This is a genomic window from Mycobacterium sp. URHB0044 (assembly GCF_000620625.1).
Taxonomy (GTDB): Bacteria; Actinomycetota; Actinomycetes; order Mycobacteriales; family Mycobacteriaceae; genus Mycobacterium.
Genome location: NZ_JIAW01000014.1, coordinates 68982 through 84937, shown reverse-complemented (window position 1 = coordinate 84937; position 15956 = coordinate 68982). Strand labels below are relative to the sequence as shown.

17 protein-coding genes are annotated in these 15956 nt (G+C 68.4%); 9 read left to right on the top strand and 8 right to left on the bottom strand.

All coding sequences use genetic code 11. The features are described from left to right. The first annotated feature begins 11 nt into the window (after window positions 1-11). Complete coding sequence (locus N536_RS0125395) at window positions 12-923, top strand: hypothetical protein (protein WP_029116198.1); 912 nt, start codon at window positions 12-14, stop codon at window positions 921-923. Between the two features lie 136 nt (window positions 924-1059). Further along, window positions 1060-2676, top strand: a complete 1617-nt coding sequence (locus tag N536_RS0125390; RefSeq protein WP_029116197.1) for an N-acetylmuramoyl-L-alanine amidase — start codon at window positions 1060-1062, stop codon at window positions 2674-2676. Window positions 2677-2682: 6 nt separating this feature from the next. On the opposite strand, the gene N536_RS0125385 is transcribed toward N536_RS0125390, so the two are convergent. From N536_RS0125385 to N536_RS0125375, 3 genes are read right to left on the bottom strand one after another with little or no spacing between them, the layout of a single operon-like run. Continuing rightward, window positions 2683-3495 carry a Cof-type HAD-IIB family hydrolase gene (locus N536_RS0125385; RefSeq protein WP_029116196.1) on the bottom strand — a complete coding sequence of 271 codons (813 nt, stop codon included), beginning with the start codon at window positions 3493-3495 and terminating at the stop codon, window positions 2683-2685. Then, window positions 3495-4241 carry a 1-acyl-sn-glycerol-3-phosphate acyltransferase gene (locus N536_RS0125380; protein WP_029116195.1) on the bottom strand — a complete coding sequence of 249 codons (747 nt, stop codon included), beginning with the start codon at window positions 4239-4241 and terminating at the stop codon, window positions 3495-3497. The genes N536_RS0125385 and N536_RS0125380 overlap by 1 nt, the downstream gene beginning before the upstream one ends. A gap of 8 nt (window positions 4242-4249) precedes the next feature. Next, window positions 4250-5026 (bottom strand): 1-acyl-sn-glycerol-3-phosphate acyltransferase, encoded by a 777-nt coding sequence (locus N536_RS0125375; protein WP_029116194.1) that lies wholly within the window; start codon window positions 5024-5026, stop codon window positions 4250-4252. A gap of 131 nt (window positions 5027-5157) precedes the next feature. Here N536_RS0125375 and N536_RS0125370 point away from each other — a divergent pair, with 131 nt between their 5' ends. The 3 genes from N536_RS0125370 (at window position 5158) to N536_RS0125360 (ending at window position 8184) form a co-directional block, all read left to right on the top strand. After that, window positions 5158-6702: an MBL fold metallo-hydrolase gene (locus N536_RS0125370; RefSeq protein WP_029116193.1), complete on the top strand. Its 1545-nt coding sequence runs from the start codon at window positions 5158-5160 to the stop codon at window positions 6700-6702. After that, a complete protein-coding gene (locus tag N536_RS0125365) occupies window positions 6699-7043 on the top strand; it encodes a hypothetical protein (protein ID WP_036437585.1) in 345 nt (114 codons plus the stop codon). Before N536_RS0125370 ends, N536_RS0125365 begins: the two co-directional genes overlap by 4 nt. A 145-nt stretch (window positions 7044-7188) precedes the next feature. After that, window positions 7189-8184 carry an esterase family protein gene (locus N536_RS0125360; RefSeq protein WP_029116191.1) on the top strand — a complete coding sequence of 332 codons (996 nt, stop codon included), beginning with the start codon at window positions 7189-7191 and terminating at the stop codon, window positions 8182-8184. On the opposite strand, the gene N536_RS0125355 is transcribed toward N536_RS0125360, so the two are convergent. The 3 genes from N536_RS0125355 to serS are packed head-to-tail and all read right to left on the bottom strand — an operon-like array spanning window position 8181 to window position 11262. Beyond that, window positions 8181-9173 (bottom strand): MOSC domain-containing protein, encoded by a 993-nt coding sequence (locus N536_RS0125355; protein ID WP_029116190.1) that lies wholly within the window; start codon window positions 9171-9173, stop codon window positions 8181-8183. The genes N536_RS0125360 and N536_RS0125355 overlap by 4 nt on opposite strands. Window positions 9174-9181: 8 nt before the next feature. After that, a complete protein-coding gene (locus N536_RS0125350) occupies window positions 9182-10012 on the bottom strand; it encodes a DUF5718 family protein (protein ID WP_029116189.1) in 831 nt (276 codons plus the stop codon). Further along, window positions 10009-11262 carry a serine--tRNA ligase gene (serS, locus tag N536_RS0125345; protein WP_029116188.1) on the bottom strand — a complete coding sequence of 418 codons (1254 nt, stop codon included), beginning with the start codon at window positions 11260-11262 and terminating at the stop codon, window positions 10009-10011. The genes N536_RS0125350 and serS overlap by 4 nt, the downstream gene beginning before the upstream one ends. A gap of 131 nt (window positions 11263-11393) precedes the next feature. Between serS and N536_RS0125340 the strand changes: the two genes are divergently transcribed. Genes N536_RS0125340 through N536_RS0125330 form a run of 3 tightly spaced genes read left to right on the top strand, consistent with a single transcriptional unit; the run spans window position 11394 to window position 13405 of the window. After that, window positions 11394-12800, top strand: coding sequence for a septum formation family protein (locus tag N536_RS0125340; protein WP_029116187.1), 1407 nt, complete (start codon window positions 11394-11396; stop codon window positions 12798-12800). A 5-nt stretch (window positions 12801-12805) separates the two neighbouring features. Next, complete coding sequence (locus N536_RS0125335) at window positions 12806-13156, top strand: metallopeptidase family protein (protein ID WP_029116186.1); 351 nt, start codon at window positions 12806-12808, stop codon at window positions 13154-13156. A 48-nt stretch (window positions 13157-13204) separates the two neighbouring features. Then, window positions 13205-13405 carry a hypothetical protein gene (locus N536_RS0125330; protein ID WP_029116185.1) on the top strand — a complete coding sequence of 67 codons (201 nt, stop codon included), beginning with the start codon at window positions 13205-13207 and terminating at the stop codon, window positions 13403-13405. Window positions 13406-13412: 7 nt separating this feature from the next. Here the strand turns inward: N536_RS0125330 and N536_RS0125325 are convergent, their stop codons facing one another. Further along, entirely contained in the window at window positions 13413-14099 is a 687-nt protein-coding gene (locus N536_RS0125325) for a histidine phosphatase family protein (RefSeq protein ID WP_029116184.1), read from the bottom strand. Further along, window positions 14096-15025, bottom strand: coding sequence for a prephenate dehydratase (pheA, locus tag N536_RS0125320; protein WP_029116183.1), 930 nt, complete (start codon window positions 15023-15025; stop codon window positions 14096-14098). Before pheA ends, N536_RS0125325 begins: the two co-directional genes overlap by 4 nt. A 115-nt stretch (window positions 15026-15140) precedes the next feature. Between pheA and N536_RS0125315 the strand changes: the two genes are divergently transcribed. Next, complete coding sequence (locus N536_RS0125315; protein ID WP_029116182.1) at window positions 15141-15932, top strand: DUF2470 domain-containing protein; 792 nt, start codon at window positions 15141-15143, stop codon at window positions 15930-15932. Window positions 15933-15956 lie beyond the last annotated feature (24 nt).

Below are 15956 nucleotides of genomic sequence, written 5' to 3'. Positions count from 1 at the left end.
AGGAGACTTCCGTGCCGAACCGACGTCGACGCAAGCTCTCGACAGCCATGAGCGCAGTCGCCGCCCTGGCCGTCGCAAGTCCAGTAGCCGTTGCCGCACTTTCCGACGCGTCCACGAGTACCAACGCCGCACCACAACACCGCGAGTTCGTCCAGGCCGCCCTCGTCACCGATCTGCCCAATGAGCTGCTCGGCGCACTGTCGCAGGGCCTCTCGCAGTTCGGGGTCAACCTGCCGCCGATGCCAACGGGCATCCTGACGGGTTCCGCACCGACGTCGCCGACGACGCTGACGTCACCGGGCTTGACCAGCCCCGGCCTGACCAGCCCTGGCCTGACCGCACCCGGTTTGACCAGTCCTGGGCTGACGACCCCGGGTCTGACGGCTCCGCCACTGACCACACCGGGACTGACGACTCCAGGTCTCACCACCCCGGGTCTGACGACGCCCGGCCTCACCACGCCTGGGTTGACGACACCCGGACTGACGACCCCGGGTCTCACGACACCGGGCCTGACGACGCCGGGCCTCACCACACCGGGCCTGACCAATCCGGCGCTGACCAACCCCGCGTTGACCAGCCCGGCCGGCTCACTTCCGGGCCTGACCACACCTAGCGCGACCACGGGCCTGCCCGGCGTCAACGAGATTCCGATCGCCGACCCGATCGGGCTCGACCCGTTGGGTGGCGGCGCCGGCTCCTACCCGATCCTCGGTGATCCCTCGCTCGGGATGCCCGCTGCCACCGGCAGCGGCGGCAGCGGAGGTTTGCTCGGCGATCTGTCGAGCGCCGCGCAGACGCTCGGTGCCAGCCAGGCCATCGATCTGCTCAAGGGCATGGTGATGCCGATGATCACCGGTGCCATTCAGTCCGGGGCCGCTGCTCCTGCTGCCGCGGCTGCGGCAGCGCCTGCGCCCGCCTAGGTCCTGTAACGAAACGGCACCGCAGAAGCCGGATCTTGGCTCTGCGGTGCCGTTGCAGGTTTGACGCCGAAGATTCGTGGCTACGGAATTCGTGTCGAAACTCTGGTAACAGCTGTCCCATACGTAACATCAGGCCGTGCTGTTTCGCCGCAACCTGCCGTCGCTGCTGTTCTCAGCGGTGGCGGCAACGGTCGTGATGTTGCCGTGGGCCGTGGATGGGCTGCCCGGCAACCACGCCGATCGGACGCTGGCAAGCACCCCGCTGATCGTCGAACGACCGCTCACCGGCGTCGGCGGCGGCGAGACCATCCGCGAAGTCCGTCAAGAGACGCCGTTCTCCCTGGTCGCGCTCACCGCCGAAGACCTGACCGGCACATCGGCGCGGGTCCGCGCCAAGCAGGCCGACGGCTCCTGGGGCCCGTGGTTCGCCACCGGTGCCGTCGACGGCGGGGGCGACGGGCCCGCCTTGCGCTCCGGCACCGATCCCATCTACGTCGGCCGCACCACGGCCGTACAGATCGCCGTGACCAGACCCTCCGGCGTCGCTCCCTCCGGACCCGCGCCCGCAGGCGCCGCCAAACCCGCACTCGGCTACGTGCCCGCGAACGTCGAGCAGCCGTTCGCACAGAACCTCAACGCGGTCCTGATCAGCCCGCCGCAATCACCGGTCGACGGCGGCTTCGAACCGCCCACCGCCCTACCCGCGCCAGGCGAGGCGCCCAACATCATCAGCAGGGGCCAGTGGGGCGCCGACGAGGCCTTGAAGTGTGGAAACACCGTGTACGACAACGGAGTTCGCGCCGGCGTCGTGCACCACACCGCGGGCAGCAACGAGTACGCGCCGCAGGACTCGGCGGGCATCGTCCGGTCGATCTACGCCTATCACACCCGCACGCTGGGCTGGTGCGACATCGGCTACAACGCGCTCGTCGACAAGTACGGCCAGGTCTTCGAAGGCCGTGCGGGCGGCATCACCAGGCCGGTAGAGGGCGCTCACGCCGGCGGCTTCAACCAGAACACCTGGGGCGTCGCGATGATCGGCAACTTCGAGACCGTGCCGCCGACGCCGATTCAGTTGCGCACCACCGGCCGACTGCTGGGCTGGCGCCTCGGACTCGACCACGTCGACCCGCTCGGCAGCGTGACCCTCACCTCGGCTGGCGGCTCGTTCACCAGCTTCGGCCAGGGCGTCGTCGCGACTCTGCCTGCCATCTTCGCGCACCGCGACGTCGGCATCACCGAATGCCCCGGCAATGCCGCGTACGCCGAGATGCCCCTGCTGCGCGAGATCGCCGCGCACTTCAACACCCCTCCGGGACCGCAAGATCTGGCCGACACCCTGCGCGGCGGCGCCATCTTCGCCAAGTGGGCGTCGATCGGTGGCGACGCGAGCGCGCTCGGCGCACCGACGTCACCGGAGGCGTCCGGCGAGGGATCAGTGCGGTACGTCAACTTCGCCAGGGGCGCGATGTACTGGTCGCCGGACAGCGGCGCGGAACCGGTCACCGGCGCCATCTACGACGCGTGGGCGTCGCTGGGGTTCGAGCGCGGCGCGCTGGGACTGCCCACCAGCGGCGAGATCCAGGAACCCCAGTGGATCGTGCAGAACTTCCAGCACGGCACGCTGAACTTCGACCGCGAGAAGGGCACCGTCACCCGCGTGATCGACGGTGTGCCGCTGGAACTTCCGAAACCAGCCAACCCGGGCATGCCGGTGCAGCTGGAGCGGTTCACCCCCGTCGACCTGGGCTAGGCGCCCTTAGAGCCACCACCGTTCCAGCACCCGGGCCAACCCGTCATCGGTGTTGGGGGCGGTGACCTCGTCGGCGGCCTCGATCGCCTCCGGATGGGCATTGCCCATCGCCACGCCGAGCCCCGCCCACCGCAGCATCGGCACGTCATTGGGCATGTCGCCGAACGCCACGATGTCCTCGGCGGTGATGCCCAGCGGGCGCGCGACCTCCTCGACACCCGTCGCCTTGCTGACGCCGACTGGCACCACCTCGATGAGCCCGTTGTTCGTCGAATACGTCAGGTCGGCTTCGATGCCGATGTGCTGCGCCAGCGCGGCCGCCATGTCGGCGCTGCGCGCACCGGCCTTGCGGATGAGCAGCTTGACCGCGGGCGCGCTCAGCAGATCCTCGACCGAGACCTCGGTGTTGTCCGGATTCAACCAGGCGTGCTCGTATCCGGGTGAGCTGACGAACTGCGGTGTCGCCGTGTCGTGCGCACTGTGACCAACGCGCTCGACGGCCAGGCCCGCGCCTGGGATTACCCGCCGCGCCATCTCGGCCAGTTCGGCGAGCAATTCCGGAGACAGGGTGCGGGCGGACAGGATCCGGTCGGTCGTCGGGTCGTAGAGCACCGCGCCGTTGGCGCACACCGCCATTGGTGCAAAGCCCAGCGCGTCGACCACGGGCGCGATCCACCGGGGCGGGCGGCCCGTCGCGAGCACGAACTGCGTGCCGGCGTCGACGGCGGCGCGCACCGCGGCCCTGGTGCGCGGCGTGACGAGTTCATCGGCGTCGAGCAGCGTGCCGTCGACGTCGGTGGCGATCATTGCGGGCAACATCAGTTCTTCTCCGCTCGCCTGCGCGCCCGCTCCGCGAGTTCGGCCTCGTCGAGCATCCTGGCCTCCTGCATCGTGGGAGCACTGCCACCGAGCCGACGCGGCACCCACCACGCACCGTCGGGATGCGGGTATTCCCGCTGAACGCGATCCAACACTCCTGTCATCTCTTCCCGCAGCTCGGCCATCACCTCGTCGACTGTGCCCGACGCCGGGAACGGCCGGCCGACCGCCACCGTGACCGGAATGCGGTGCCTGCCCAGCTGCCGGGCGTGATCCTTCGTCCAAATCCGTTGGGCACCCCAGACGATGAGGGGGACGATCGGGGCGCCTGACTCGAGGGCCATCCGCGCCGCCCCGGTCTTGAAGTCCTTCAGTTCGAAGCTGCGGCTGATCGTTGCCTCGGGATAGACGCCGACGAGTTCGCCGGCACGCAGCCGGTCGACGGCCACCGCGTAGGCACCGGCACCGGCGCGCCGGTCCACCGGGATGGTGCGCGTGTGCCTGATCAGAAAGTTGACGACCTTTATGTCCTGCATCTCGGCCTTGATCATGAACCGCATGCGGCGTCCGCGGTACATCGCGGCCAGCGCCGCGGGGAGGAAGTCAATGTAGCCGGTGTGGTTGATCGCCACCACCGCACCGCCGACCGATGGAATGTTCTGCAAGCCGTGATAGGTGATCCGGGTTCCGGTGATCCGCACCGCCGACCGGCCCGCGATCTCCAGACTGCGGAAGACCGGTTCCATGTCGAGTCCTACTCCGGCGGTTCGTCCGGCCCGGATGCTTGGGCCCGGCGCGCGGCCTTCTGGCTAGCCTCTTCGAGGTCCATCCTGTTGGCCTCGGCCAGGGTCGGTGCCCCGCCGCCGAGCCGGTGCGGAACCCAGAATTCGCCAGGCGGATGGGGGCCGTAGGCGTCCTGTACCCGCTCCAGTAGGTGTTGCATCCGGGAATGCAGTAACGCCGTCAACTCCGTGGCGGGCAACGTGGGGTAGATCGGCTCGCCGACGGTGATCGAGATCGGCACCTTCGGGCGCCACATCTTGCGCGGGTGACCCTTGGTCCAGACGCGCTGCGCTCCCCAGACGATGTGCGGGATGATCGGCACGTCGGCGGCGATGGCCATCCGGGCCGCCCCCGACTTGAACGCCTTGATCTCGAAGCTGCGGCTGATCGTCGCTTCCGGGTAGACGCCGACGAGCTCGCCTTCCTTGAGCCTGCGGCATGCCTCGTCGAAGGAGTCGGCGCCGCTGTCGCGGTCCACCGGGATGTGCCGCAGGCTGCGCATGATGGGCCCGCTGACCTTGGAGTCGAACACTTCCTTCTTCGCCATGAAGCGGACCTTGCGGCCGCGGTGCTGCTTGTAGGCGGGCAATCCGGCGAAGGTGAAGTCGAAGTAGCTGGTGTGGTTGATGGCAATGACGGCGCCACCGGTGACGGGCAGGTTCTCCACTCCGTCGACGGTGAACGTCAGACCCTGCACCCGCCAGACGAGGCGGGCGGCCTGAATGACAGTCCCGTATACCGGCTCCACGACTTCAGCCTAATGGGATTACCTGGAGAACCCGACGAAAAGGCGGGCCGGCGTTGGGGGCGCTGGGCGGGATGGGCCCGTAGGTGCGGCTAAACTCCATGGCGAGCAGGTCACCACCGGAAAGGTTATTCGTGCAGGTCACAAGCGTCGGCCACGCCGGTTTTCGGATCGACACGGCCGCGGGCAGCATTCTGTGCGACCCGTGGGTGAACCCGGCCTACTTTGCGTCCTGGTTCCCCTTCCCCGACAACAGCCAGTTGGACTGGGATGCGCTGGGCGACGTGGACTACCTGTACGTCTCGCATCTGCACAAGGACCACTTCGACCCCGTCAACCTGCGCGAGCACGTGAACAAGGACGCGGTCGTGCTGTTGCCCGACTATCCGGTGCCCGATCTGCGTACCGAGCTGGAGAAGCTGGGGTTCCACCGGTTCTTCGAGACCACCGACTCGGTGAAGCATCGCGTCAGCGGCCCCAAGGGTGACCTCGACGTTATGATCATCGCGTTGCGCGCACCGGCCGACGGTCCGATCGGCGATTCGGGCCTGGTGGTCTCCGACGGCGAGACCGTCGCCTTCAACATGAACGACGCGCGCCCCGTAGACCTTGAAGTTCTGCACGACCAATTCGGCCACGTCGACGTACACATGCTGCAGTACTCCGGCGCCATCTGGTACCCGATGGTCTACGACATGCCCGAGCGGGCCAAGGAGGCCTTCGGCATCCAGAAGCGGCAGCGCCAGATGGACCGCTCCCGCCAGTACATCGCGCAGGTCGACGCGACCTGGGTGGTGCCGTCCGCGGGGCCGCCGTGCTTCCTGGATCCAGAATTGCGCCACCTCAACGACGATCACGGCGATCCGGCGAACATCTTCCCGGACCAGGTGGTGTTCCTCGACCAGATGCGCCGCAACGGCCACGACCGCGGACTGCTGATGATCCCCGGCTCGGTGGCGGATTTCACTGCTGCGCAACTGAATTCGCTGACCCACCCGGTCAGCGACCCGGAAGCGATCTTCACAGGCGACAAGGCCGACTACATCGAGGCCTACGCCAAGCGAATGGCGCCGGTGCTGGCCGCCGAGAAGGCGCGCTGGGCGCCGGCTACCGGTGAGCCGCTGCTGGAACCAGTCCGCGCGCGGCTCGAGCCGATCATGAGCCAGAGCGATCAGATCTGCGACGGCATCGGATACCCGGTCGAGTTGCGCGTGGGCCCCGAGATCATCGTGCTGGACTTCCCGAAACGTGCTGTGCGCGAACCGATTCCGGACGAGAAGTTCCGCTACGGCTTCGAGATTCCGCCCGAATTGATCCGCACCGTGCTACGCGACGAGGAACCGGACTGGGTGAACACCATCTTCCTGTCCACCCGGTTCCGCGCCTGGCGGGTCGGCGGCTACAACGAATACCTGTACACGTTCTTCAAGTGCTTGACCGACGAACGCATCGCCTACGCCGACGGCTGGTTCGCCGAAACCCACGACACCACGGCATCGATCACCTTGGATGGCTGGGAGATCCAGCGCCGCTGCCCACACCTGAAGGCCGACCTGTCGAAGTTCGGCGTGGTGGAAGGTTCCACGTTGACGTGCAATCTGCACGGGTGGTCGTGGAACCTGACCAACGGCCGCTGCCTGACGTCGAAGGGGCACGAGCTGAGGGCGTCCAAATTGTGACTCAAGAGTCCGGACCCCTCCCGCAGTACGACGACGGCCTCATCCAGCTGGACCGGCAGGCGATCACGTTGCGCCGCTATCACTTTCCGTCCGGCACGTCGAAGGTCATCCCGCTGCGGTCGATCCGTGGGTACAAGACGGAGTCGCTGGGCTTGGTGCTCAACCGCTTTCGCATCTGGGGCAGCTCGGACTTCCGGCGCTGGCTTCCGCTCGACGTGTGGCGCCCGATCAAGTCGACGCTGGTAACCCTCGACGTTCCCGGCACCCGGCCCAGCCCGGCGTTCACGCCATTGCGTGCGCGCGAGTTCGTCGCGGTGCTCGACGAACTCCTCGAACGCTAGGCCGCGTTCGCATTTCGCTGCGCAGCAAAGCCGGGCTGGGTTAACGTCGGGTACCGGGCCTGTTCGGTGCGATGTACCCCGGGGGATGCATCGGAGGCTGGAACCGAACGCTGACCTGGTATGGGACCAGCGAATGGGGTCAGTGATGGCATTCGTCGAACGCTCCTGGTGGCACCGGCTGGCGGCCGCTGCCATATCGGCCTTGCTGTTCCCCGGACTGATCGGCGCGGCAGGCGGATCGGCGACTGCGGGAGCGTTCTCCAGTCCCGGCCTGCCCATCGAATACCTCGACGTGCCGTCCCCCTCGATGGGCCGCGACATCAAGGTCGAGTTCCAAAGCGGCGGACCGGGTTCCCACGCGGTCTACCTCCTGGACAGCATGGAGGCGGGCGACGACTTCAACGGCTGGGACATCAACACCGCGGCGTTCGACTGGTATCACCAGTCGGGACTCTCACTCGTCATGCCCGTCGGCGGGAAGTCCAGTTTCTACAGCGACTGGTATCAACCAGCGGTCGGCAACGGTCAGACCGTCACCTACAAGTGGGAGACCTTCCTGACCCAGGAATTGCCGACGTGGCTGGCGGCCAACAAGGCCGTCGCGCCGACCGGCAATGCCGCGGTCGGTTTGTCCATGGGTGGCTCATCGGCACTGGTGCTGGCCATTTGGCACCCGCAGCAGTTCGTCTACGCCGGATCGTTGTCGGGCTTCCTCAACCTCTCGGCGCCCAACTGGCGGCCACAGGTCGGAATCGCGATGTCCTGGAACGGCGGCTTCAGCCCCGAAGCCATGTGGGGCCCGCCGGGCGACCCCGCCTGGGAACGCAACGACCCGACGGTCAACGTCGCGAGGCTCGTCGCCAACGGCACCCGGGTCTGGATCTACTGCGGTAACGGCACCCCCGGCGACCCGGCCCTTGCCAGCCCGGACGCACCCATCGCGGGGCTGGGCTTCCTCGAGGGGTTCGCCATCGACTCCAACGTCGCCTTCCGCGACGCCTACGTCGCGGCCGGGGGCAACAACGGCGTATTCAACTTTTCCGACGGCATCCACAGCTGGGGTTATTGGGGTCAACAGCTGCAGCAGATGAAACCCGACCTGCAGCGGGTGCTGGGCACCGCACCTTCAACTGCGCGTTAACCCTTGTCGCGCAGCAGCGTTGCCTCCAGCAATCGCTGCATCTGACGCATCGCGGTGCGTCCCGCCGCCGACGCCGCGCGCCGACCGGCACCGGGTGGCCGCGCCGGCCGAACCGACACCACGTCACCGACGCGCACCACACCCGGTCGGGTTACGTCGGCGTACACACCGAGGAAGCGGTCGGTGCGTTCGGCGAGCCTGCGCGTGAGCCCGCGGTCCAGCTCGACGCCGGGCTGCGGACGGGTCGGCACCACGCAGCGGATGGTGGGGTTGGTGACCCGCAGCCCTACTGCGCCGATAGCGACGTCGCCGCCGACCCATGCCGCCTCGGGAAACTCCCCATCGGGCTGATCGACGTCGATCAGGACGTTGGGCCGGAACCGCCGCACGTCGTAGGGTTCGGCGTCGGCCGCCAGCGACGCCAGACTGGTCGTGCTCAGCAGGTGTACCGGGCTCAGGTCGACGAAAGTGCCTGGGGGCGTGGCGAACCGGGCCAGGGTTAGGATTTGCTTCGCCGAGAACACCGATGTGTCCGGCAAGGCCTCGGACTCCGCCATCCCGAAGTCGCTGCGCACGTCGCGCGGCGCGAAGTTGCCCCGCGACTGCTGCACGGAGAGCCGGTGCAGGCTGGTGTCCTCGACGGGAGGAAGGGCAGTGAGGCGGACGTCGCGACCGGCGACCTCGGACAGGCGCGCGTGCACACTGGGATCCGAACTGGAGCACTCGCTGCCGTCGGGGAACGTGATCACCACCTCGGGCACATTGCCGGGACCGGCATCCGGTCCCGGTTCAGCCGCGTAGCGCGCCGAGCAGCCCAACAGCTTGGGCAACCGGCGCGCGGACGCGGTGATGTCGTTGTCCAGATCGCGCACCGCCCACAATCGGTCGGCGTGTACCCCGCGGCGCTCGACCCGCACCTCATCGACCCGGTGACCGCCCATCGACTTCACCGGAAACCGCCACAGCTGGCTCACCGTCACGTCGGGCATCGGTCCTCCTAGCGCGAGGAAACCTTCTGCCGCAGTTCGGAGAAGGCGTCGGAAGCCGTGTCGTACACCCGGACGATCGCCTGGTCACCGGCCTGCAGAAACGTCGACTCGCCGAGCGGAGTGTAGCGCGTGGCGCCGATCCCGATCAGCACGTTGCGCGGATGTCCGCTGGCGACCATGAGCGCGCCGACGTCCTCCAACGGCGTCTCGGGTGAGCCCTTCTGGTTGGCGAGGCGCTCGGTGATCCAGTCGAGCAGCACCTCGCCGTAGTAGGAGTAGCCGAGCAGCGGACTGTCGACGCCATAGGCATGCTCCTCGCCCGCCGCGGTGTGCAGGTCGCAGAGCAGCCGCAGGGTCGCCGTCGGGCCGTCCGGGGTCAAGTCGCCGATCTCGAAGAACTCCGCCGCCACGCCCTTCGACGCCGGACCCCAGTTCTTCTTGTGACTGATCTTCGGCGCGCCGGGCCGCCGGATCGAGCAGTCGTTGAACGCACCCAACGCGAACGGTTGCAGCGTCACCACCGTGTCGCCCTCCCACACCACGTGGCAGGCCAGGCCGACCTCGGGCTCGATCTGCAGGTTCAGCGGCCCGTCCTCGGGGTTGGGCTCCGGCAGCAGGATCCTGTCGTGGGACAGCGGGAACTCGCCGAGGTATCCGTCGTATCCCGGTGCGTACCAAGGGAAGATCCCCTTGGGTGCGATCCCTTCGGAGGTGACGTTGACGAAGTCCGCGGCCTCGCCGGCCTGCTCGAGGTGGCCAGCGAAGTTGCCCGCGACGCCGAACCCGAACCAGGTGCGCAGTTCGGCCTCATCCAGTTGGACCGTCTTGAGTTCCGTCACGGTGTCAGCACCGACCTTCCGACGTAGGGCACCAGCGCGTCCGGTATTCGCACGCTGCCATCGGGCTGCTGATGGTTCTCCAGGATCGCGACGAGCCACCGGGTGGTGGCCAACGTCCCGTTGAGCGTCGCCGCGATCTGCGGCTTGCCGTTCTCGTCGCGGTAGCGGGTGGACAGCCGCCGCGCCTGAAACGTGCTGCAGTTCGACGTGGACGTCAGCTCGCGGTAGGTGCCTTGCGTCGGCACCCACGCCTCGCAGTCGAACTTGCGGGCCGCCGACGACCCGAGATCGCCTGCGGCGACGTCGATTACGCGATACGGCACCTCGATCAGCGCCAGCATCTCGCGCTGCCAGCCGAGCAGCCGCTGATGTTCGGCCTCGGCCTCGTCGGGCGTGCAGTAGACGAAGGCCTCCACCTTGTCGAACTGGTGCACCCGGATGATGCCGCGGGTGTCCTTGCCGTAGCTGCCCGCTTCGCGGCGGAAGCACGTCGACCAGCCCGCGTAGCGCCGGGGACCCTCGGAGAGGTCGAGGATCTCGTTCGAGTGATAGCCCGCCAGCGGAACCTCGGAGGTGCCGACGAGGTACATGTCGTCGGCGTCGAGGCGGTAGACCTCGTCGGCGTGCGCACCCAGAAAACCGGTGCCCGACATGACTTCTGGACGCACCAGCACCGGCGGGATGACGAGGGTGAAGCCGTTGTCGGTGGCGAGGCGGACCGCCAGCTGCAGCAGGCCGAGTTGCAGCATGGCGCCGAAACCGGTGAGGAAGTAGAACCTCGACCCAGATACCTTCGCGCCGCGCTCCATGTCGATCAGGCCGAGGGCCTCGCCGAGTTCGAGGTGGTCCTTCGGGTCGTCCAGCACGGGCGGCTCGCCGACGGTGTCGAGCACGACGAAGTCGTCCTCGCCGCCAGGAGGGACGCCGTCCACGATCACGTTGGACAACGCCATGTGCGCCGCGGTGAAGGCGGTCTCGGCCATTGCCTGTTCGGCTTCGGTGGCCTTGACCCGGTCGGCCAGTTCCTTGGCACGTGCCAGCAGGGCGGGGCGTTCCTCGGGGGACGCCGCGCCGACCTGCTTGCTCGCCGTCTTCTGCTCGGCGCGCAAGTTGTCCGCGGCGGAGATCACGGAGCGCCGCTTGGCGTCGGCGTCCAACAACGCATCGACGAGGCCGGGGTCTTCGCCGCGGGCCCGTTGCGACGCGCGTACCCGATCGGGGTCTTCACGCAGCAGCTTGAGGTCGATCACGGGCGCAACCCTACTTTCGGCCCGCGGGCGCCGCGGCGCGGCCCGTCAGCGCGGAAGATCGGACCGCTGAGGCACAACCACATAACATTACAACTGCATCACTTGTCACAGGACTCGACGCGCCTGTCACAATGGACCGGATGCTGGACGCACCCGATCGCGCGGATCTCGTCACCGACGAGGCTGACCGGCCACCTGGCCGGATGGCCTGGTGGCGGAGCCTGCACGCCAGCTCGACGCGGCGCGGCCTGCTGCTCACGGCCCTCGGCGGCCTCCTCATTGCCGGCCTCATCACCGCGCTGCCCGCCGGTGAGGACGGCCGCAGCCCCATCGGTCTGAGCGGCGGAACTGCGCTCGGCGCGCGCGGCAGCGACACGTTCGACCACGCCAAGAGCGGTGACTGCCTGAACTGGCCGGAGCGCACACCCGACGCCGCACAGGTCGTCGACTGCGCCGACGAGCACCGCTTCGAGGTCTCCGAGGCCATCGACATGCGGACGTTCCCCGGCACCGAGTACGGCCCCGACGCGGCGCCGCCGTCACCGTCCCGCATCCAGCAGATCAGCTCGGAGCAGTGCCAGGCCGCCGCACGCCAGTACCTCGGCGCCCGCTACGACCCGAACGGCAAGTTCAGCGTCAGCCTGCTCTGGTCCGGTGACAAGGCATGGCGCCAGTCCGGTGAACGCCGGATGCTGTGCGGCCTGCAGCTGCCCGGCCCGAACAATCAGCAGTTGGCGTTCCGCGGCAAGGTCGCCAACATCGACCAGTCGAAGGTGTGGTCCGCCGGAACGTGTCTCGGCATCGACCCGGCGACCAACCAGCCCACGGACATCCCGGTCGACTGCGCCGCACCGCACGCCATGGAGGTCACCGGCGCGGTGAACCTCGCGGAGAAGTTCCCCGGCGCGGCGCCCGCCGAGGCCGACCAGGATTCGTTCGTCAAGGACGAGTGCACCCGCATGACCGACGCCTACCTGGCGCCCATCCAACTGCGCAGCACCACGCTCACCCTGATCTACAGCACCATCTCGCTGCCGAGCTGGACGGCGGGCAGCCACCAGGTGTCGTGCAGCATCGGCGCCACGCTGGGCAACGGCGGCTGGTCGACGCTGCTCAACAGCGCCAAGGGCCCGCTGCTCATCAACGGGCAGGCGCCCGTGCCGCCGCCGGACATCCCCGACGAGCGGCTCAACCTGCCGCCGATCCCGATGCCGACGGTCGACACGTCCAGCCAGATCGACCTCAGCCAGCAGGATCAGAGCAGCAGCAGCCAGCAAGACCAGAGCAGCAACCAGGGCAATCAGCACCTCCCTGGCCAATCGACGTCGACCGGCGACACCGGAAGCAGCACCCCTGCGTCGCCGGCGCCGCCGCCACAGGGCAACACGTTCCTCAACGGCCCGCCGCCACCGCCCGGGGCACCGCAGGAAGGTCCGCCACCTCCACCCGGTGACGTGCCACCTCCCCCGCCGGATGGGGGCGCACCCGCACCGGCCCCCGGCCCGGTGGATCCGGCGATCCTGCCTCCGCCGGCGTAGCGGCGATGGCCGTGCGGATGAGCCCGCAACGGTTCGACGAGCTGGTGTCCGACGCCTTGGACCAGATCCCTCCCGAGCTGACCGCGGCCATCGAGAACGTCGTGGTCCTGGTCGAGGCGCGGCATGCCGACGAGCCCGACCTGCTCGGCCTCTACGAGGGCATCGCGTTGACCGAGCGCGATTCGTCGTATGCCGGCTCCCTGCCCGACGCCATCACGATCTACCGCGATGCGCTGCTCGACATCTGCGACACCGAGGACCAGGTCGTCGAGGAGGTCACGGTGACGGTGATCCACGAGATCGCACACCACTTCGGCATCGACGACGACCGGTTGCACGAACTCGGGTGGGCATGACACGCGCGCCGATGTTGATTCGTCGGCGCGTGGTGCTATGAACGGGACATGAGCTCGTGGTGCCGGGACTGCCAGGACGGTCTGTTGCACTGTCATGGCGCCCTGATTCACCACGTCGGGCTGCGGGCGGAGTGCACGGAACCGGACTGTGACAGCCCCGACGTGGCGCACGCGTTCAGCCTCGATTGCGTGGCCATTGGCTGCACGTGTGCCGACAGCGGTGCGGCGTCCGGCGACGTCGCGATCTGACGGTCGGTCAGCCCATCGGGTCGGCGCCCTGCAGCGCATCCTCGACGGGGTTGACCTCGGTCTCCGGATAGAACGGCGGGGTCAGCGTTCCCCACTGCACGCAGCTCCACCGGCCGTCGGTGATCGGGGTCAGCACCACGCACTCGCCGTTGTTCAGGTGATGTTCGAGCGCGAAGCTGCCGTCCACGCCGGCCAACACCGCAGACACCAGCCGGATCACGGCACCATGGCTCACCACCACGATGTCGCCCGTCCACGCGTGGTCGTCGAGGTGGCGCAAGCGCAACTGCGTCACCACGGGCAGGTAGCGGTCCAGCACCTGTTGACCGGTTTCCCCATCGGGTAGCGGCTCGTCCAGGTGCCCCTCGTGCCACCGCTGGTAGATGGAGTTGAAGTGCTCGATGGCGGCGTCGTCGTTGCGGTCCTCCAGCGCGCCCACCTGTACCTCGTGGATGCCGTCGAGCGGTTGCGGCGAAAGCCCGAGCTGTTCGGCGATGTCCGCGGCGGTCTCGATCGCGCGCAGCGCCACGGAGTGGGCGACCATCGCGACCGGATGCTGCCAATCGGCGGCGAACGTGCGGGCCTGCTGGTGGCCGAGATCGGTGAGGGACGCACCAGGCGGGCGGGTGTCGAGCCGGCGCTCGACGTTGGCGTGCGACTGGCCGTGTCGCACCAACACCAGGCGGCCGCTCACTTCTCCCCACCCTCACGCAGGGACGTCAGCCACCGCGTGGCGTCGTCCATCGGTGGAGGAGCGGACCCCACGGCGGCACCAGTCGGCCACGAACCCAGATATCGCACGTCCTTACAACGTCGGTGTAGCGCTTTGAGTGCCTGACCCACCGGATCGTCATCGATGTGCCCGACGCAGTCCAGGAAGAACAGGTAGGTGCCCAACTCGGTTCTGGTGGGCCGGGATTCGATGCGGGTGAGGTCGATGTCGCGGATGGCGAATTCGGTCATGGCCGCCACCAGGGCGCCCGGGACGTTGTCGAGGCGCAGAACGACCGACGTTCGGTCGGCTCCGGTGCGGGCCGGTGGTGGCCCTGGCCGGCCGGCGAGGACGAACCTCGTGCGCGCGTTCGGTTCGTCGACCACGCCGTCGGCGAGCAACTCGAGTCCCCACCGCGCGGCCGCCAGCGAGGTGCTGACGCCCGCATCCGCGAGGCCGTTGGCCACGTCTTGAGCGGCCGCCGCGTTGGAGTTGGCGGGCACGATGCGACTCTTCGGCAGGTGGGTGGAAAGCCAGCGCCGCACCTGGGCGGCGGCCACCGGGAAGGCGGCCACCGTCTCGATCAGGTCGAGGGGTTGGTCCGCGCCGGGGCGCACCACGATGCCGAACGCGACGTCCAGCGTGTGTTCGGCGTAGATCTGCAACGGCTCACCCGCCGACAGGCTATCGAGCGTCGGCAGGACGGAGCCCTCGATCGAATTCTCGATCGGCACGCACGCGTAGTCGGCGGCGCCGTCGCGCACCGCGGCGAGCGCGGCCGCAGGGCTCTCGGACGAGACCGGCTCCAGTTCGGACGAGGCTCCTGGAATCGCCCTGGCCGCCGCCATCTGCAACAACGCCGCTTCCGTGAAGGTCCCTTCGGGTCCGAGGTAGGCGACGCGTGGCACCCGTCAACCCTATCGGCTTCGCCGACGACAGCCGCGGAAGTTGGTTTGGAAAGCCTTGCGCGGGCCCAGGGCCGTAGTTAAGTTAGGCTTACCTCATTAACCGGAAGGCGATCGAATGACCGTACTGGCACCGAGCACGGCCGAGCGAATTCGTAGCGCATGCGCACGCGGGGGCGGCGCAATGCTGGCCGTGGAGGGCGTCGAACCGGTCGCCACGCCCGTGCACCATCTGCTCGACGACGGCTCGTTCGCCATCACGGTGCCTGCCAACGGCCTGCTCGCGGGCATGGCGGTCAGCGCGGGCACGGCCGGGGTACAGGCGGTACTCGAACTGACCGACTACGCGCCGCTGCCGTTGCGCGAACCGGTGCGGTCACTGGTGTGGATCAGAGGGCGGGTGCACCACATCCCGGGCGCCGACGTGGCCGAACTGCTCGACCTGGTTGCCGCGGAGAATCCCAATCCCGCTCTGCTGCAGGTGAATACGGGTTCCGACGAGGCGGCGAGCGGCGACACCCCGTACGCCCTGGTGCGCCTCGAGATCGACTCCGTCGTGGTCGCCGATTCCACCGGCGCCGAGTCGGTCGGCCTCAGCACGTTGCTCGACGCGCAACCCGATCCGTTCTGCGCGCTGGAGTCCCCCTGGTTGCAGCACCTCGAGTCGGCACACCGCGAGGTGGTCGACCGGCTGGCCAACCGGCTGCCGACCACGCTCCGCCGCGGTCGCGTGCGTCCGCTCGGACTGGACCGTTACGGCGTGCAGCTGCGGGTGGAGAACGAGGACGGTGACCACGACGTCCGGCTGCCGTTCGCCAAGCCGGTGGACGACGTGACGGGGCTCAGTCAGGCCATCCGCGTGCTGATGGGGTGCCCCTTCCTGAACGGACTGCGCGCGCGCCGCATCTAGGCCCTCCCGGCGCCCCACTACCGT